Consider the following 17,288-nt stretch of genomic DNA (forward strand, 5'->3'; position numbering starts at 1 on the left):
TTACACCCCCCGGTGCAGGTCAAACATGGAGAACGGCTTCGCTATACAGGCGAGGCAGTGCGCCCCGCCAGTCCCAAGGCCAGTCCTTACGGCGCGGTGTTGGCAGTGCTCGTCGCAACCGGCTCGGCCGGCGTCGGTGTCGCAATCGAAAGACTGGCGGTCGGGCGCGGTGCCGGACGGCGCGCGGCAGGCGTGGTCGCGCTGCTTGCCGCCGAGGTCGGCGTGGCAGTGGGTGTGGCGCCCGGCTGGCCGCGCGTGCGCAGCGCATCGGCGCTCACATCGACGTTGACCGTGGTGCCGGGCTTGCCGAGCGGATCAATGTTCGAACCGTTGAGCGTGACCTGAAGCTTCTCGGGACCGCCGGTCAGGATGCGCGGATGATCGGCATCGCCCGGCACGTCATAGCGCTCGCCGGGAGCCAGTTCCTTCTCGACCAGCTTGGTGCCCTTGGCATCGGTCACGCGGATCCAGACCGTGTCGAGTGCGATCAGCGCGACCTGGCCGCCGCTCGCCGCCACGGGCGTGGCAGTATTGGCCATGGTGCCGTTATCGGCGACGTTCGCCAGCGGCTCCTCGCTGGCCAGCGTCTCGGGCGCAGGCGCGCTGCCGCGGAAAAGATCGGTTCCGTAATAAAGGACGCCGCCGACGACGAGCACCAGCGCCAGGATCACCCCGAAGATCGCGAGGCCGCGCGGCGGCACGCGGGCCGGATCGCTGGTCTCGTAAGCGGGCACCGGCGCGGCGCGCTCAGGATTGCGGTTCAGCTCGGTGCGCAGTTCCTTGGCGATCGCGACTTCGTCGGCATTCACCGCACGGGCATAGGCCTTGGCAAAGCCCAGCGCATAGGTGATCGACGGAAGCCCGGCATAATTGCCTTTCTCGATCGCTTCGAGATGGCGCTGCGGGATGCGGGTACGCGAAGCAATTTCGGGAAGATCGAGCCCCTGCGCTTCGCGCGCGGCGCGCAGCTTTTCGCCCACGGTGGTGGGGAACAGGTTCGGGTCTTCGGCGGCTTCGCCTTCCATCCATACTCTCCGGCGGAAGGGTTGCGCCCGATGCTTCCGCCACGCCTGAAGCTGTCGTTCACCAAGCCGCGCCTGTCAACGCCACCGACGGTGATTTTGCCAGCAGATCAGGCCAGTTCGACCGAATGTTCGCTCGCCCAGGCCTGGAGCGGCGCACGCAACGAGCCGCGCGGATCGGCGAGCATGCCGGCCATCGCCGCCACCAGCTTGCCGCGATCGAGCGACCGGACCATCGCCTTGATCGGCCCGACCGCCGCCGGCGTGATCGAAAGGCGATCGATGCCGAGCCCGATCAGCGCGAGCGCCTCGAGCGGCCTGCCGCCCATTTCGCCGCACACGCCGACCGGCACGCCGGCCGCATGGCACGCGCCGGCGACGCGCTGGAGGAAGCGCAGGATCGACGGGCTCAGCCAGTCATAGCGCAGCGCCAGCTTGGGGTGCGCGCGATCGGCGGCGAACAGGAACTGGGTGAGGTCATTGGTGCCGATCGACAGGAAGTCGACCTTGGGCAGCAATATGTCGAGCACCTCGGCCAGCGCCGGCACTTCGAGCATCGCGCCATAGCGGATCTCGCTCGGCATCTTACGGCCGCGCGCGGCGAGCCAGGCGCGCTGCGCCTCGAACAGGTCGCGCGCCGCGTCGAACTCCCAGGGCTCGGAGACCATCGGGAACATGATGTTGAGCGAACGGCCCGCGCCCGCCTCGATCAGCGCGCGCGCCTGCGCCTTCATCAGGCCATCGCGATCGAGCGCGAGGCGCAGCGCCCGCCAGCCCATCGCCGGATTCTCTTCCTCGCCGTCCTCGTCATGGTTGAGATAGGGCAGCGCCTTGTCGCCGCCGATATCGACGGTGCGGAAGGTGACCGGCCGGTCGCCGGCGGCTTCCAGCACATCCTTGTAGAGCCGCTTCTGCGCCTCGCGCTGGGGCAGGGTTGCCGAGACGAGGAACTGGAATTCGGTGCGGAACAGGCCGATGCCGTCGGCGCCGGTCAAGTCGAGCGCGGCGAGATCATCGCGCAGGCCGGCATTGACCATCACCGTGACGCGGTGGCCATCCGCCGTCACCGGCGCAACATTGCGCATCTGGGCGAAGGCGGCACGGCGCTTCTGGCTGAGCTCGAGCTTGGTCTCGAAGGCTTCCTGCATCGCCGGGGTGGGGCGTACGAACAGGCTCTCCTCGCTCGTATCGAGCAGCAGCATGTCGCCTTCGGCGATCATCTGGCGGATGTTTCGGACGCGGCCCAGCACCGGCACGCCCATGGCGCGCGCGACGATGGTGACGTGCGCGGTGAGGGAGCCCTCTTCGAGGATCACGCCCTTCAGCCGGCGGCGATCATATTCGAGCAGCTCGGCGGGGCCGAGATTGCGCGCGATCAGGATCGAATCCTGGCGCAGACCCATTTGCGCCGCCGTGCCGAGCTGGCCCGAGACGATGCGGAGCAGCCGGTTGGAGAGATCCTCCAGATCGTGCATCCGGTCACGCAGCAGCGGATCATCGATCTCGCGCATGCGCTGGCGGGTGCGCTGCTGGACACGCTCGATCGCCGCCTCGGCGGTCAGGCCGGAATCGATCGCCTCGTTGATCCGGCGCGACCAGCCTTCGTCGTAGGCGAACATCTTGTAGGTCGCGAGGATCTCGTCATGCTCGCCGCCGCCGCCGAACTCGGCCTGGCTGGCCATCCGGTCGATCTGCTCGCGCATCTTGTCGAACGCCGCATAGACGCGGTGGCGTTCCGCCTCGGTATCCTCGGCGACGGTATGCTCGATCGTGATGCGGGGCTGATGGAAGACCGCGACACCGGCGGCCATGCCCTCGACCAGCTTGAAGCCGTGGCCGAGCTCGGGCGCAGTCGACTGGAGACGGGTGGAGCCGCCGCCACCCGCCGGATCGATCAGGTCGGCATTGGCGATCAGCTCGCTGAGCACCATCGCCACGGTCTGCAGCGCCTCGATCTCCTCGCTCGCATAGCGACGCGATTCGGCGTGCTGTACGGCGAGCACACCCACCGCGCGCTCGCGCCGGATGATCGGTACGCCGGCAAAGCTGTGGAACGCCTCTTCCCCCGTTTCCGGGCGATAGGCGAAGGCGGGATGCATCTCGGCCTCGTCGAGGTTCAGCGTCTCGACATTCTGGGCGATCGTGCCGACAAGGCCCTCACCGAGCGCGAGCTTGGTGACGTGGACGGCGTCCTGCGACAGGCCGCGGGTCGCGTATAGCTCGAGCAGCCCCTCGCGCAGCAGATAGATCGAGCAGACTTCGCTGGTGAGCGCTTCGCCGATCGTATTGACCACCGAATTGAGCTTGGACTGCGCCGGGTTGCGCGACGCCATCACGTCGTGAAGGCGGGTCAGTATCTCACGGGCCGAGGCGGCTGCGGAAACAGGCATGCAAGGGGCGCTAACAGATTGTGTTCGCCCGCGCCATTACGCAGGCGAACACATTCTGCCCTTGCGGGATCAACGCCGTGCGAGACGGCCCTGCCAGGCGCGATCGGCGACCTTCCACGCGTCATAATTGCGATAGAAGTCGGTGAAGGGCGCCTCGAGCCGCGGCAGTGCATCGGCTGCGAAGGCCGCGAACTGATCGGGGCTGACCTGGCGCGCCTCGGCCAGAACATCGCGCGCGACGCGGCAGAAGCTGGTCTGCGCCGGCGGCTGGGCGAAGAAATTATAGACGCGGGTCATGTCGCGATCGTGCCGCGAATCCCAGCCCGCGCCGTAGCGCACCCGGTACTGCGCCTTCACTGCGGTGTCGGCTGCGGCGAGCGGGCCCTTGTGACGGCTGAGCAGCGCGTTGTACGCCGCAACCGTCTCACGCTCCGCTTCATCGCGGCAGCCGAGCGCCGCCACGTTGAGCGCGGCACGGACATGCCAAGCGGCCTGGTCGCGCGAGATGCCGTCGTTCACGGTCATGTAATGCCCGTCGCCGGCGCGCGCCGGGACAAGCTGGTTCGGCGCCGAACCGGCCGGCGGCAGCGGTCGCGCATCTTCGTTGGCGTAGCTGTATTGCGCATGCGCCGGAACCGCGCACACGGATGCGATGAGCGCGAGCGCGCTCCAGAACTTGGTCTTCATTTGGTGAAACCCCCCGGTCTCTAATCCCCTGCTGCCAGCTTCGCCCAGCGCGCTGAATCGCTCCTAAATATTCCTTGTGAATCAGGTGTTTACCTCCTCGATTCGTCGCATATTCCAATCACTTGCGTAACGATCGCATTGGCCCTTGCATTCCATAATACTGTGCAATACATAGTATGTGTCATACACGATATGAGGCATAGTGAAGTGCCAATCGAGGAAGATCTTTTCGAGAAGCTCCGCGTCGAGCTCCGGCGCGGCTCGCTGGTATTGGCGGTGCTCGGCGCGCTGCGCGAGGAGCGCTACGGCTACACGCTGCGCACCAGCCTGGAGGAAGCAGGCCTGCCGATCGACGAAGGCGCGCTCTATCCGCTGCTGCGCCGGCTCGAGACGCAGGGTCTGCTGACCAGCGAATGGCGCGAGGAAGCCAAGCGCAACAAGCGCTTCTACCGGCTGACCCCGGTCGGGCTCGACGTGCTCGGCCAGTTGCTCGCCGAATGGAACGCAATTTCGGAATCGATCCTCCGCCTGACGCAGGGAGACAAGTGATGGACCTCATCGAACGCTATCTCGGCGCGGTGCGCTGGAACCTGCCGGCCGCCAAGGCCGACGACATCATCGCCGAGCTGGCCGATCTGATCGCCGCGCGGATCGAGGATCGCGAGGAGGCGCTGGGCCGCCCGCTCAGCCAGGACGAGGTCAGCCAGATCCTGCGCGAATTCGGCCATCCGCTCGCGGTTGCCGGGCAATATCATGGCCAGCGCGCGCTGATCGGGGCCGACGTGTTCCCCTTTTACTGGTTTGTGCTCAAGGTAGTGCTCGCGGTCGTCGCGGTGATCCAGCTGGTGCCGATTGGCGGCGCGGTTGCGGTGAGCGGCGATCTGGTCCGCGCGGTGGCGCACGGATCGAACGCGCTGGTGCATTCGCTGATCTATAATGCCGCGCTCGTCACGATCGCCTTCGCCGTGGTCGAGCGGCTCGGCTGGCTCGACGCGTATCTGGCGAAGTGGAAGCCCGAGGAGCTGCCCGACCTGGGCAAGCTTCGCCTCGACCTGCCGCCGCGCAAGCGCTGGGAACCGCTGTTCGAGATCGGCTTCGGCATCGCCTTCCTGATCTGGTGGGCCGGCGGCTTCACCATCCCCTTCGCGCCGCACGATGCCGATGTGCGCATTACCGGCGCGCAGGTGTGGACGACGCTCTACTGGCCGGTGGTGCTGCTCGTCTGGGCGCGGATCGCGCTGAGCCTGATCGGCTTCCTGCGTCCTGCCTGGAAGCCGGTGCGCGCGGCGCTGATACTCGGCTGCACGGCGGGCACGCTCGCCATCGCCAAGATACTGCACGAGGCCGGCCAGATCGTCACCGTCGTCGGCACCGACACCGCCAAGGCCGCGCGAATCCAGGAGAGCCTCGACAAGAGCCTGGAGATCGCGGTGATCGTCATCGCCGCGGTGACGGCCTTCCAGTGTGCCAAGGAGCTGTACCAGCTCTACCGGGAGCGCCGCTGAGGCGCTCCTCAGGCTCAGGCGGCGCGCTTCTCCAGGGCGTGCGCCGCCTCGGCCATCAGCGTGGCGATGATGTCAGCGACCGGCTCTTCCTTCGAGACCATGCCGACCGACTGGCCGGCCATGACCGAGCCATGTTCGACATCGCCGTCGATCACTGCGCGGCGTAGTGCGCCGGCCCAGTAATGCTCGATCTGGAGCTGGGCTTCCATCATTTCGATCTTGCCCTCGTCGAGCGCCTGCGCGACTTCGCGCTGCTTGGCGGTGAACAGCTCGCCGGCGGCATTCTTGAGCGCGCGGACGGGGATGACGGGCAGGCGCGGATCGATCTGGACGCTGGCGATCGCGTCGCGCGCCGAAGCGCGGATGAACGCCTTCTTGAAGTTGGCGTGGGCGATACACTCGCTGGCGCAGACGAAGCGGGTGCCGAGCTGGACGCCGGCGGCGCCCATGTCGAGATAGCCGGCAATCGCCTCGCCCCGGCCGATGCCGCCGGCGACGAACACCGGCACCTGCTCGGCGACTTCGGGAAGGATTTCCTGCGCGAGCACGCTGGTCGAGACCGGGCCGATATGGCCGCCGGCTTCCATGCCTTCGACCACCAGCGCATCGACGCCCGAACGGATCAGCTTCTTCGCGAGGCTGAGCGCAGGTGCGAAGCAGATCAGCTTGGCGCCGAATTCCTTGATCGCATCAAGGCTGCCGGCCGGCGGCAATCCGCCCGCGAGCACGACATGTGTCACGCCGTGCTTCTTGCACACTGCGATCAGGTCGAAGAGCTGCGGATGCATCGTGATCAGGTTGACGCCGAACGGCTTGTCGGTGAGCGCCTTGGTGCCCGCGATCTCCGCGTCGAGCAGTTCGGGGCTCATCGCACCGCAGGCGATCACGCCGAAGCCGCCGGCATTGGAAATCGCGGCGACCAGATTGCGCTCGGACACCCAGGACATGGCGCCGCCGAGGATGGCGACCTCGCTGCCGAGGAACTCACAGCCACGGGCCATGCGGCGGGCGAGGCGCTCGGCGCCGATCGAAAGTGCATTGGTCATGCCCCCGCCTAGCCGCGCTTGGGGGTACCCGGCAAGAGTCGCTAGGGCGCGGCGCGGCGCGTCTGGGTATAGTCGATGCGGATCGCCACCCATTCGCCGACCATCAGCTTGTTGCCCACCCGCGGGGGGCGGACGAGGAACTGGAAGGCGGCCTGGCGGACCGATCCGGCAAAACCGGTGCCGCGGGTCTCGTCGAGCTCGTAGCAATCCTCGACCTTGTACCGCGCCACCGTGCGGCAGGCGACCAGCCCGAAGCCCGGATAGCGGGCACGGTTCTCGTTGATATAGGGCGAGAGCTCGGAATTGCGCGGCTCGCGATACCATTCGGCGACATAAAGTGTCTCGCCGTGCCGCCCCTTGCGGCCCGCCGTCGGCGTGTCGCCCGCCCCGCCCCCGCCGCCCGCATCCGCAGTGGCGTTGTCCGACGCGTCGGCATCGCTGTTGCGCGACGGCACCTTCGAGATGTCTCCCTGCTGATAGTCGTTGCGCGAAAGCTTGAGAAAGGTCGGCGGGCCGACCGGCACCGGCGTCTCGATCGGCGACGGGATCGGTGGCGGCGGCTGGGTAACGGGCTGGGATTGCTGCTTCTGCGCCTTGGCGCTCTTCTGCCGCTGCTTCTCGGCCGGCTTCTTGTCCGGACTGTCCTCGCCCTTGGACGCCTCGATCCCGAACATGGTGGTGCGGCTGCCCTCCTTCCGGCCGGGCATTGGCGGGGCGAGGAAGAGCAGCAGCAGCGCGAGCAGCAGCTCGATGATGAGCGCAAGCAGCAAGGCCGCACCGCGCCTGCGCAGCAGCCCCGAATCAGCAAAGAGACGGGAACGCAGCCACATCATCACGACAGGTCCAGCACCATGGCTGCGCGGCGGCAGCGCGACCGAAACATGGCAGCATCGCGCCGCACGTTACAACAGATTGCAGCCGTCTGGACGAAACCGCGTCGCTTTGTAAGCTGGCAGCGATGCAACTGACCAATGAAGAGGCGACCACGCTCGTCCGCCAGGGCGTGGATTCCTATCGCGCTGGCCGCCCGGCCGAGGCACGCGCGCTGCTCGAGCGCATCACCGCGACCGGGCGCGCCAACGCGCAGATCTGGCTGATCCTCGCTATGGCCTGCCGCGCCGACCCGGCGAGCGACGATGCGGCGGAAGAGGCCGCGCTCAACCAATTGCTTGCGATCGAGCCCCGCGCGATCCGGGCGCATATCATGAAGGCCGATTGCCGCGCCCGCGCCGGCGATCGCAAGGGCGCGCTCGACTTCTACACCAGCGCGCTGCGCGTCGCCGAGGGCGAGACCGTGCCCGACGATCTGCGCGGCGAGCTCCACCGCGCGCAGGCGGCGCTGGCAACCGCGACCGACGATGCCGCCGCAGAGCGCGAAGCGACGCTGGCGGCGCGCGGCTTCCCCGAGGCAGCGCGCAGCCCGCGCTTCCGCGAATCGCTCGACATCATGGCGGGGCGCAAACAGGTCTATCCCCAGGCACCGACCGGCTATTATTTCCCCGGCCTGGCACCAATCCAGTATTTCGACACCAGCCAGTTCGACTGGGTACCCGGCATCGAAGCGGCGACCGGCGCGATCCTCGCGGAGCTCAACGGGTTGCTCGCTGACGGGCTGCAAGGCTTCCGCCCCTATATCCAGTCCGATCCCAACCGTCCGCGGCTCGACGACAACGCCCTGCTCGACAGTGCGCAGTGGAGCACGCGCTTCCTGTGCGAGAACGGCCGGGTGGACGAGGCCACGGTGGCGCGCTGCCCGCGCACCTGGGCGGCGGTGCAGACCGCACCCCAGCCGCTGATCGCCAATTCGCCGACCGCGATGTTCTCGCTGCTGCGCCCCGGCGCGCGGATCGCGCCACACACCGGCATGGTCAACACACGGCTGACCTGCCACTTGCCGCTGGTCGTGCCGCCCGGCTGCGGCTTCCGCGTCGGCAACGAAGTCCGCGAATGGCAGGTCGGCAAGCTGCTGATCTTCGACGATTCGATCGAGCATGAAGCCTGGAACGGCAGCGACGAGGACCGCGTGGTGCTGATCTTCGATATCTGGCGCCCCGAGCTCAGCGAACAGGAGCGCCGCGAAGTGGGCGCGCTGCTCGCCGGGCCGAGCCTGAGCTAGAAATCAGGCCGCTTCGTCGGTCGCGTCAAGGCCGTAGGCCGTGTGGAGGATGCGCACCGCCAACTCTGTCTCGTCCTCGTTGATCAGCACGCTGACCTTGATCTCCGAGGTGGTGATCGCCTGGATGTTGATCCCGCGCTCGCCAAGCGTCTTGAACATCGTTGCCGCGACGCCCGCATGGCTGCGCATCCCGACGCCGACCACCGAGATCTTGGCAACCCGGGTGTCCTGGAGCAGCTCGGCGAAGCCGATCGAGCCCTTGGCCTGGTTGAGCGTCTCGATCGAGCGGGCGAGATCGGCGGCCGGCACGGTGAAGGTCACGTCGGTCGCGCTCGTCGAACCCGCGCTCTGGTGCGCGATGTTCTGGATGATCATGTCGACGTTGATGTTGGCCTCGGCCAGCGGATTGAAGATCGACGCCACCGCGCCGGGCTTGTCCGGCACCGAGGTCAGCGTGATCTTGGCTTCGTTCTTGTCATGCGCGATGCCGGTGATGAGCTGGCTTTCCACGTCCTGTATCTCCTCTTCGCCCACAATCATCGTGCCGGGCAGCGTGTCCGCCATCGGGGCATTCTCGCCGGTGAACGACGACAGCACCTGAACGCGGACCTGTTCCTTCATCGCCAGGCCCACCGAGCGCGTCTGGAGCACCTTGGCCCCGACGCTGGCGAGCTCGAGCATTTCTTCGTACGTGACCTTCTTGAGCTTGCGGGCCCGGGGCACGATGCGCGGATCGGTGGTATAGACCCCGTCCACATCGGTGTAGATGTCGCAGCGATCGGCCTTGACCGCCGCCGCCACCGCCACCGCCGACGTATCCGAGCCGCCGCGGCCGAGCGTGGTGACGCGGTTGCTGCCGTCATTGGTGACGCCCTGGAAGCCCGGAATCACTGCGACTTCGCCGCGCGACCAGCCTTCTTCGAGCCCGGCGGCGTCGATCGTCTGGATGCGCGCCTTGGCATGCGCCGCATCGGTATGGATCGCCACCTGCGAGCCGAGCCAGGAGCGCGCCGGCACGCCGAGCGCCTGGAGCGCGACTGCGAGCAGCCCCGAGGTAACCTGCTCGCCGGCCGAGACGACCACGTCATATTCGCGCGGATCGTAGAGCGAGCTCGCCTCGCGGCAGAAATTGACCAGCCGGTCGGTCTCGCCGGCCATTGCCGAGACGACCACCGCGACCTGGTTGCCTGCTTCGACTTCGCGTTTGACGCGCGCGGCGACGTTCCGGATGCGCTCGATGCCCGCCATCGAGGTGCCGCCGAACTTCATCACGATACGCGCCATTGGAAAGAGCCTGTCTGCTTTGCGGGCTTGGGTCCCCGCCTGGACGGGGATGACGATAATGGGGCGTCCTGATAGGAGCGGCTCATGGCAAGCGCAACCAAAGCAACTATTGACCCGCGTGAAGCTGAGCATTTCGGCAAGCTCGCCGCGGACTGGTGGAATCCCAAGGGTTCGTCGGCGATGCTCCACCGGCTGAATCCGGCGCGGCTGGGCTATATCCGCGCCGCGGTGGACGCGCATTGGGGCGGCGATTCCGCGAGCTTCGCGCCGCTTGCCGGCAAGACCGCGATCGATGTCGGCTGCGGTGCCGGGCTGCTGGTCGAGCCGCTCGCGAGGCTCGGCGCGACGATGACCGGCATCGACGCCGCGCCCGAGAATATCGGCGCCGCCCGCGCCCACGCCGCAGCGACCGGCCTCGATATCGAGTATATCGCCGGCGGGATCGAGGACCTGCCGGGGCGGACCTTCGACCTCGTCACTTCGATGGAAGTGATCGAGCACGTCACCGATCCGGCGGCGTTCGTCGGGGCGCTGGCGGGCGCGCTCGCGGAGGGCGGGCTGATGCTCCTCTCGACCCCCAACCGCACGCTTGCCTCGCATCTGGCGATGATCACGCTGGCCGAAGGCACTGGCGCGATTCCCCCGGGAACGCATGACTGGAGCAAGTTCCTCCGCCCCGAGGAGCTGGAGGAATTGCTGGTCGCCGCCGGGCTCAAGGTGATCGACCGCACCGGGCTGGGCTTCTCGCCGGCGCGCGGGTTCGTCACCGGGACGAGTGAGGTACTGAACTATCTGGTGACGGTGGTGCGGACCTAGCTTTTGTCCGCCGCCAACACGTGCGCGACCACGGCATTCGCATGCCCGTGGCCCATGCCGTGGTCGTTCTTCAGCATGGCGACCAGCTCCATATGCTTTGCCGGCAGGTTCTTGCGGACCAGCGCCTGCCACTCGCCGATCGGGCGTCCATATTTCTTCTCGATCGACGGGAAATAGGAAGCCGGTCCCTTGATTGGTTCGTCAGCCACGCAAGCATGCTCCAGTTGTTTAGGGCTGAACCAATTGGCCTAGGGGCATCCGCCAGGCAACCGCAGTCCTACGGCTTCTGGCCGAAGTCCAGCACTGCCATCGCGCCGATATCGAGCGTCTGTTTGGCGGTGTTGACGTGGAGCGCGGCGGCGAGCTCGCCCTTGGCATAGTCTCGGTCGGCATGGCCGGTGACCTTGTAGAGCTTCCACTCGGGGCCGACGGTGACGCCGTCACCGAACAGCTTGGTATAGGGCGCGGCGGCGAGCTGGAGCTGGGCCGAGGCGATCGTCGCGGTGGTCGCGCCGTCGGCGGGCTTCTCAACCCGGGCGTAGAAAGCGATGAGCAGCTTGTCGCCCTTCTTCACGCCCGCCTGCAGCGGCGAATTGACGCCGACGCTCCACACATTACCGCTGCCCGGCGTATCGATGCGGATCGCCTTGCCGAACTGGACCTTGGCATCCTTGATCGACGCAGGCTTGGCGCCACCCGGCAGGCCATAGACCTGGAAGCTGTCGGGATTGGCGTTGTTGAGCACGTCGGGCTCGGCTGGCGCCGCCGCCGGGGCGGTCTGCGCAACGAGCGGGGCGGACGCCCCTGCCGGAATCGAAAGAGCAATGGCGGCGAGCGCCAGTCGCGTGATCATATTGCCTCCCCTTCTTATTTTGCGGCGAGGCTATGCGCGTGTCCGGCTTGTTTCAACGAAAATTGTTAGCGCTATCGTTCAGAAGAGGCGACCGCCGTTCGGCACCGGTGTCGAGGGATGGAACAGCACGACCTTGCCGGCCTCGTCGGGGAAGCCGAGCGTCAGCACTTCGGACATGAACTTGCCGATCTGGCGCGGTGGGAAGTTGACCACGGCTGCGACCTGAAGGCCGGGCAGCTGCTCGAGCGCATAGTGTTCGGTGATCTGCGCCGAGGAGCGCTTCCGGCCAATGGCCGGCCCGAAATCGATCAGCAGCTTGTAGGCCGACTTGCGTGCCTCGGGAAACGGATGCGCCTCCAGAATCGTGCCGATGCGGATGTCGACGGCGAGGAACTGGTCGAAGCCGATCGCCTCGGCGGCGGGGGCGGTGGGATCATGGGAGACGTGCATGCCCGCCCCTCTGCCACCGCCGCCCCGCCCGGGCCAGCCTCAGCGGCTGGCGCCGTCGTAGAGCTGGACGTTCAACGCATCGAGATCGACGCCGTCGGCGCAGCGCAGGTTGATCTCCACCATCGGTCCGTTCGGCCCCCCCCCCTCGGCGAAAGGCGCCACGCCGCAATTCTTGCAGAAGTGATGCTGGATGACGTGGTGGTTGAACTCATAGGTCGCCACTGCCTCGCGCGGCGTGTGCAGCGTGAACTTCTCCGGCGTGGTGAAATGGTGGAGTGGCGCCTTGCGGCGACAGATCGAGCAGTTGCACTGCATCGCCTGGCCGGGCGGATCCTCGGCGACCGTATAGGCGATCGCGCCGCAATGGCAGCTTCCGGTGAACGGCATCGGCTCCTCCTGTTTTCGGGCCAACGCTCGGGCGTCACCCATTGTTCTTGTTCTTATTATGTTCTACGCTGCCGGCATGCAATCGGGCTTCGGATTCTACGGGCACGACGACATCCAGCGCTGGCAGCGCGCGCTGGAGCCTATGCGTGCTTTGGCCGGACCGCTACCCCGTCGTTCGCCGATCGGGGCGCTGGTCAAGTCGATGATCAGCGGACGGACGAAGGACGCGGTGTCGCTGGCGGCCTATGACCGGCTGGTCGCGGCGTTCGGCACGCCGGGGCAGGTGCTTGCGGCGGGACGTGACGAGGTGCTGCGCTGTATCGGCGCCGTCACCCATGCCGAGGACAAGGCGGGTTATGTGATCGGCGCGCTCGGACGGATCGCCAGCGAGCGCAAGGGCTTCGACCTGGGCTTTCTGGGCGCGATGCCGCTCGAGGACGCACTCACCTGGCTCGAGCGGCTGCCGGGCGTCGGCCAGAAGGTCGCGGCGGCGACGCTCAACGGCAGCACGCTCGACCGGCCGGTGCTGATCGTCGACGGCCATGTGCTGCGCGTGCTCCAGCGACTGGGGCTGGTCCATCGCCGTGCAGAGGGGCGTGATGCCAGCGAGGCAGTGACCGCGGCGATGCCCGAATGGCGGGGGCGGGATTTCCTCGACTTCCATATCGGCACCAAGAAGCTCGGCCAGACTTTCTGCCGCCACGAGGGTACCGAATGCACGCGCTGCCCGCTGCGCAACGATTGCCGCTCTGCCAGCCGTTGACAGCGCCGCCCGGCTTTCCGACACGAGGCCATGGGCGATGTGAAACTCCATCAAAGCTGGCTCGAGCCGCTTCAGGGCGAGTTCGCCGATCCGTACATGGCGGCGCTGCGCCAGTTCCTCGTCGCCGAGAAGGCCGCGGGCAAGCGCATCTTCCCGGCGGGCAACGAGTGGTTCCGCGCGCTCGACCTGACCCCGCTCGACAAGGTCCGCGTCGTGATCCTCGGCCAGGATCCCTATCATGGCGAGGGCCAGGCGCATGGCCTTTGCTTCTCGGTGAAGCCGGGCGTGCGCACGCCGCCGAGCCTGGTCAACATCTACAAGGAGATGGAGACCGACCTCGGCATCCCGCCGGCGCGGCACGGTTTTCTCGAGCATTGGGCCGAGCAGGGCGTGCTGCTGCTCAACGCGGTGCTGACCGTGCAGATGAGCATGGCGGCGTCGCATCAGGGGCGCGGCTGGGAGCGGTTCACCGACGCAGTGATCCGGCTGGTCAATGCCCGGGCCGAGCCGGTGGTGTTCCTGCTCTGGGGCAGCCATGCCCAGAAAAAGGCTGCCTTCGTCGATTCGATCGACAAGGGCGGGCGGCATCTGGTGCTCAAGGCGCCGCACCCCTCGCCGCTCTCCGCCTATACCGGCTTTTTCGGATCGGGCCATTTCTCCAAGGCCAATGCATTCCTCAAGAGCATCGGGCAGAAGCCGATCGACTGGGCATTGCCGCCAGTTTCGGACTAAAACCCCCGAAAACAAGGGGATGACTCGGATGCCGAGCTGCCATAGGCTCGCATCCAAGGAGAGTTTCCATGCGTCGCACCCTGTCCGCCCTGATCGCCCTGTCCCTCTCTGCCTGCAGCGGCGGGGGCGGCAGCGGCAGCGTGGTCGCCGGTGGCGGATCGGGTGGGGGCTCGACGCCTACCCCCAGCGCCGCCGCGGGCTGCACCCTGCGCGAGCGGCAGGACTGGGCCTCGGCGCAGCTCAATGAATGGTATCTCTTCCCCGAGACGCTGCCGGCGAGCCTCAACCCGGCGCCCTATGCCGACCTCACCAGCTATGTCGACGCGCTCACCGCCACCGCGCGCAGCCAGGGCAAGGACCGCTATTTCACCTATGTCACCTCGATCGCCGAGGAGAATGCCTATTACAACTCGGGCGCGAGCGCGGGCTTCGGCTTCCGCCTGTATCTGAACGGCAACCGGCTGTTCTCGGCCGAGACCTTCGAGGGCACCAGCGCGCTGACCGCGGGGATCGACCGCGGCACCGAGATCACCGAGATCGGCAATGACGCGTCGAGCCTGCGCAGCGTCAGCAGCATCCTCGCCGCCGGCGGCTCCGCCGCGCTGACCGACGCGCTCGGCCCCAACACCGCGGGCACCACCCGCGCGATGCGGGTGACCGATGCGGCGGCGGGCAACCGCGTGGTGACGCTCAGCAAGACCGACTATTCGCTCACCCCGGTCTCCGCGCGCTACGGCGCCAAGATCATCGACGATGGCGGCCACCGCGTCGGCTATGTCAATCTGCGCACCTTCATCAACACCGCCGAGACGCCGCTCCGCAACGCCTTCGCCCAGTTCAAGGCGGCGGGCGTGACCGAGATCATCGTCGACGTGCGCTACAATGGCGGCGGCCTCGTCTCGATCGCCGAGCTGATGGGCAATCTGCTCGGTGCCAACCGCTCCCCCTCCGACGTGTTCGACTATATGACCTTCCGCGCGAGCAAGTCCTCGTCGAACACCACCAGCTATTTCGCCGCACAGAGCCAGTCGGTCGCGCCGACCAGGGTCGCGTTCATCGGCACGTCGAGCACCGCCTCGGCCAGCGAGCTCGTCGCGGCGGCGATGCTGCCCTATCTCGGCAACAACCTCGCGCTGGTCGGCGGCAACACCTATGGCAAGCCGGTCGGCCAGATCGCAGTCGACAAGGCCGCCTGTGACGACCGCTTCCGCATCATCGCCTTCGCGCTGCAGAACCGCGACCATCAGGGCGCCTATTTCACCGGGCTCGCCAGCCTGGTGCCCAACACCTGCAAGGCCGCCGACGACATCGCCTGGCCGATGGGCGATGCACGCGAAGCCTCGACCCGCGCCGCGCTCGACTTCATCGAGGGCAAGGCCTGCACCCCGATCACCGCCAGCGCCGCCGCCAAAGCCACCGCCCAGGCCGAGATCGCGCGCGAGCCGCTGACGCCGGCGCGGCCGAGCGTGCCGCAGCGCGACGTGCCGGGGCTGTTCTGAGGCGCCGAAGACACGGTAACGACGATTCTGCTTTGCCCGAGTAGGCGCGGGCGCCGGTGCTTGCTATCTTCCCCTCCGGACGATGGAGGAAGCGATGAAGTCCCTGTTTGGCCGCCTGTTCGGCAAGCGCGCTCCGGCCGAGGCCGACCAGCTCGCCCCCGCCCTGGCCCCGCCCGAGGAAAAGGCCGAGTGGGTGCGCGACCAGATCCGCCGCGACGTGGCGAGCGGCTTCTATGACGAGGACGCGATCCTGACCAACGCGGCCGACGCCTTCGCCGACGACCTGAGCCCCGAGGAACTCCGCCCGCTCGCCCAGAAGCTGCTGCGCCAGGCACTGGCCGAGCAGCGCGCCGCCGAGCAGCACTGGCCCGACGAGACCGATTGCGACCGGCTCGACGCCGCGTTTGCCGCACTCGAGGAAGACGGCGTCGTCGCCCGCCAGAACTTCGCCTGTTGCGGCAATTGCGGGTCGACCGAGATCTGGGACGAGGTCCGCGCCGTCGAAGAGACCGGCAGCGCCGTCCAGGGCTATGCCTTCTACCATATGCAGGACACCGAGGGCGCGGTGGACGGCGGCGGGCTCTACCTCAATTACGGCGCCTGCGAGGATGGCGAGGACGCCGCGCTGGCGGTGGCCCGCACGATCGTCGCCGAGCTGGAGGCGCACGGCCTCGAGACGCAGTGGGACGGAACCTGGGACAAGCGCATCGGCGTGACGCTCGACTGGAAGCGACGCCGCACCGGACTGTGACGCGGCTCCGCCCCCGCCTGCGCGCCGCCGCAGCGCTGCTCCTGCTTGCCGGCTGCACCCAGGGCGCCGAGATCCGCGCGACCGTGATCTCATCCGAAGAGATTCGCTTCGAGGTGGTGCACGCGCCCCAGGGCTTCTGCCTGCTCAGCGCCAGCATCGTGCGCGAGGGCGAGGACGCGAAGGACGGTGGCGCGGCGCTGTGGGAATTGCGCCGCCACAATGGCAGCCAGGCCCCCTGCCCGACGCGCTTCGCCTTCCCCGCCGTGCCCCAGGGCTATGACGTGCTCGGCAAGCCGATCCCGCTGGCGCCGGGACCATACCGGCTGGGCGTGGACGGCGGCGCCGGGCTTGGCGAGGCGCGCTTCACCGTCCCCTGATCTCGCGGCCCCGACGGACCCGCGCCGGCGGGGAAGCGCCGTGCCGCGACCGGCTCGTCGGTCCTGGAAAGTCACGAAAGTCACGACACTCACGCGCGGGCGTGCGCGCGGGGAGGGGCGATGCGTTTCCTGCTCATCCGGCAGGGTAGATCAGAGGGTTTCCTACATTTCGAGAGCTGTAGGAGGGATTTTCCGCGAGCGTTGCGCGGGGGCATCCGTCAGGATTTGGGGCTCAGGCCTGAGGCGGCGGCAACGCCTTGGGGCCGCGCTTGGCGTGGACGATCGGGGGGATCGCCAGCAGGATCGCCGCGACCATGCCGCCGATTGCGAGCAGCCCGAGCGGGGTAGCGCGGGCCTCGGTTTCCATCACGAAGCTGCCGACGCGGATCGTGGCGCGGGCGGTTTGGGGGCTGAGGAGGGGTGGGGTTCGGTGGGCATGTGAGCTCCCTTCTTGCAGAGAGCTCAGCATAGGCGCGAACGAAAGCGTGTTGAAGAAGGCAAGTGCTGGCGCCGTTATACTCTAAGTGTTTCGATGTAGCCAAATCTCGTTTGTACATCGCTCGATTAAATGGGTCTCTAGCCTCTACAATCACCGGGTAAAGATTGATTA

The 17,288-nt window shown here is 67.4% G+C and carries 20 protein-coding genes; 9 read left to right on the forward strand and 11 right to left on the reverse strand.

Going from position 1 to position 17,288, the window contains the following annotated elements; translation table 11 throughout:
* Positions 1 to 86 precede the first annotated feature (86 nt).
* From HZY97_RS12180 to HZY97_RS12190, 3 genes are all read right to left on the reverse strand, one after another.
* Positions 87 to 1,025, reverse strand: a complete 939-nt coding sequence (locus HZY97_RS12180; RefSeq protein ID WP_180143904.1) for a helix-turn-helix domain-containing protein — start codon at positions 1,023 to 1,025, stop codon at positions 87 to 89.
* Positions 1,026 to 1,132: 107 nt separating this feature from the next.
* A complete protein-coding gene (gene ptsP, locus HZY97_RS12185; RefSeq protein WP_180143906.1) occupies positions 1,133 to 3,412 on the reverse strand; it encodes a phosphoenolpyruvate--protein phosphotransferase in 2,280 nt (759 codons plus the stop codon).
* A 69-nt stretch (positions 3,413 to 3,481) separates the two neighbouring features.
* A complete protein-coding gene (locus HZY97_RS12190; RefSeq protein WP_180143907.1) occupies positions 3,482 to 4,099 on the reverse strand; it encodes a hypothetical protein in 618 nt (205 codons plus the stop codon).
* 207 nt (positions 4,100 to 4,306) lie between these two features.
* Between HZY97_RS12190 and HZY97_RS12195 the strand changes: the two genes are divergently transcribed.
* On the forward strand, positions 4,307 to 4,648 hold the full coding sequence (locus HZY97_RS12195) for a PadR family transcriptional regulator (protein ID WP_218943027.1): 342 nt from the start codon (positions 4,307 to 4,309) through the stop codon (positions 4,646 to 4,648).
* On the forward strand, positions 4,648 to 5,604 hold the full coding sequence (locus tag HZY97_RS12200; protein ID WP_180143910.1) for a hypothetical protein: 957 nt from the start codon (positions 4,648 to 4,650) through the stop codon (positions 5,602 to 5,604). The genes HZY97_RS12195 and HZY97_RS12200 overlap by 1 nt, the downstream gene beginning before the upstream one ends.
* A 14-nt stretch (positions 5,605 to 5,618) precedes the next feature.
* Here the strand turns inward: HZY97_RS12200 and HZY97_RS12205 are convergent, their stop codons facing one another.
* Both HZY97_RS12205 and HZY97_RS12210 read right to left on the reverse strand, forming a co-directional pair.
* Positions 5,619 to 6,650: an NAD(P)H-dependent flavin oxidoreductase gene (locus tag HZY97_RS12205; RefSeq protein ID WP_373684350.1), complete on the reverse strand. Its 1,032-nt coding sequence runs from the start codon at positions 6,648 to 6,650 to the stop codon at positions 5,619 to 5,621.
* 41 nt (positions 6,651 to 6,691) lie between these two features.
* The gene (locus HZY97_RS12210) at positions 6,692 to 7,420 is read right to left on the reverse strand and encodes a hypothetical protein (RefSeq protein WP_257215024.1); all 729 of its coding nucleotides are present in this window, start codon (positions 7,418 to 7,420) and stop codon (positions 6,692 to 6,694) included.
* Between the two features lie 188 nt (positions 7,421 to 7,608).
* On the opposite strand from HZY97_RS12210, the gene HZY97_RS12215 reads away from it, so the two are divergent.
* The gene (locus HZY97_RS12215) at positions 7,609 to 8,766 is read left to right on the forward strand and encodes an aspartyl/asparaginyl beta-hydroxylase domain-containing protein (RefSeq protein WP_180143912.1); all 1,158 of its coding nucleotides are present in this window, start codon (positions 7,609 to 7,611) and stop codon (positions 8,764 to 8,766) included.
* Positions 8,767 to 8,769: 3 nt separating this feature from the next.
* On the opposite strand, the gene HZY97_RS12220 is transcribed toward HZY97_RS12215, so the two are convergent.
* A complete protein-coding gene (locus HZY97_RS12220; RefSeq protein ID WP_180143913.1) occupies positions 8,770 to 10,050 on the reverse strand; it encodes an aspartate kinase in 1,281 nt (426 codons plus the stop codon).
* Between the two features lie 84 nt (positions 10,051 to 10,134).
* Between HZY97_RS12220 and ubiG the strand changes: the two genes are divergently transcribed.
* Positions 10,135 to 10,866 (forward strand): bifunctional 2-polyprenyl-6-hydroxyphenol methylase/3-demethylubiquinol 3-O-methyltransferase UbiG, encoded by a 732-nt coding sequence (ubiG, locus tag HZY97_RS12225; protein WP_180143914.1) that lies wholly within the window; start codon positions 10,135 to 10,137, stop codon positions 10,864 to 10,866.
* On the opposite strand, the gene HZY97_RS12230 is transcribed toward ubiG, so the two are convergent.
* The 4 genes from HZY97_RS12230 to HZY97_RS12245 all read right to left on the reverse strand — a co-directional run bounded on the left by HZY97_RS12230 (position 10,863) and on the right by HZY97_RS12245 (position 12,556).
* Complete coding sequence (locus HZY97_RS12230; RefSeq protein WP_180143915.1) at positions 10,863 to 11,075, reverse strand: DUF4287 domain-containing protein; 213 nt, start codon at positions 11,073 to 11,075, stop codon at positions 10,863 to 10,865. The two genes, ubiG and HZY97_RS12230, sit on opposite strands and share 4 nt — an antisense overlap.
* Positions 11,076 to 11,143: 68 nt before the next feature.
* Positions 11,144 to 11,719, reverse strand: coding sequence for a hypothetical protein (locus HZY97_RS12235; RefSeq protein ID WP_180143917.1), 576 nt, complete (start codon positions 11,717 to 11,719; stop codon positions 11,144 to 11,146).
* A 78-nt stretch (positions 11,720 to 11,797) separates the two neighbouring features.
* Positions 11,798 to 12,169, reverse strand: coding sequence for a tRNA-binding protein (locus HZY97_RS12240; RefSeq protein WP_180143919.1), 372 nt, complete (start codon positions 12,167 to 12,169; stop codon positions 11,798 to 11,800).
* Positions 12,170 to 12,208: 39 nt separating this feature from the next.
* Positions 12,209 to 12,556 carry a GFA family protein gene (locus tag HZY97_RS12245; protein ID WP_180143920.1) on the reverse strand — a complete coding sequence of 116 codons (348 nt, stop codon included), beginning with the start codon at positions 12,554 to 12,556 and terminating at the stop codon, positions 12,209 to 12,211.
* Between the two features lie 58 nt (positions 12,557 to 12,614).
* Between HZY97_RS12245 and nth the strand changes: the two genes are divergently transcribed.
* The 5 genes from nth to HZY97_RS12270 all read left to right on the forward strand — a co-directional run bounded on the left by nth (position 12,615) and on the right by HZY97_RS12270 (position 16,678).
* Positions 12,615 to 13,319, forward strand: coding sequence for an endonuclease III (nth, locus tag HZY97_RS12250; protein WP_180143923.1), 705 nt, complete (start codon positions 12,615 to 12,617; stop codon positions 13,317 to 13,319).
* Positions 13,320 to 13,349: 30 nt separating this feature from the next.
* On the forward strand, positions 13,350 to 14,051 hold the full coding sequence (ung, locus tag HZY97_RS12255) for a uracil-DNA glycosylase (RefSeq protein ID WP_180143925.1): 702 nt from the start codon (positions 13,350 to 13,352) through the stop codon (positions 14,049 to 14,051).
* Positions 14,052 to 14,119: 68 nt separating this feature from the next.
* Positions 14,120 to 15,550, forward strand: a complete 1,431-nt coding sequence (locus tag HZY97_RS12260) for a S41 family peptidase (RefSeq protein ID WP_180143926.1) — start codon at positions 14,120 to 14,122, stop codon at positions 15,548 to 15,550.
* A 94-nt stretch (positions 15,551 to 15,644) separates the two neighbouring features.
* On the forward strand, positions 15,645 to 16,301 hold the full coding sequence (locus HZY97_RS12265; protein WP_180143928.1) for a hypothetical protein: 657 nt from the start codon (positions 15,645 to 15,647) through the stop codon (positions 16,299 to 16,301).
* Positions 16,298 to 16,678 (forward strand): hypothetical protein, encoded by a 381-nt coding sequence (locus tag HZY97_RS12270; protein WP_180143930.1) that lies wholly within the window; start codon positions 16,298 to 16,300, stop codon positions 16,676 to 16,678. Before HZY97_RS12265 ends, HZY97_RS12270 begins: the two co-directional genes overlap by 4 nt.
* A 232-nt stretch (positions 16,679 to 16,910) precedes the next feature.
* On the opposite strand, the gene HZY97_RS20975 is transcribed toward HZY97_RS12270, so the two are convergent.
* Positions 16,911 to 17,045: a hypothetical protein gene (locus HZY97_RS20975; RefSeq protein ID WP_257215025.1), complete on the reverse strand. Its 135-nt coding sequence runs from the start codon at positions 17,043 to 17,045 to the stop codon at positions 16,911 to 16,913.
* Positions 17,046 to 17,288: the final 243 nt, after the last annotated feature.

Source organism: Sphingomonas sp. R-74633, from assembly GCF_013416555.1.
Classification (GTDB): Bacteria; Pseudomonadota; Alphaproteobacteria; order Sphingomonadales; family Sphingomonadaceae; genus Sphingomonas.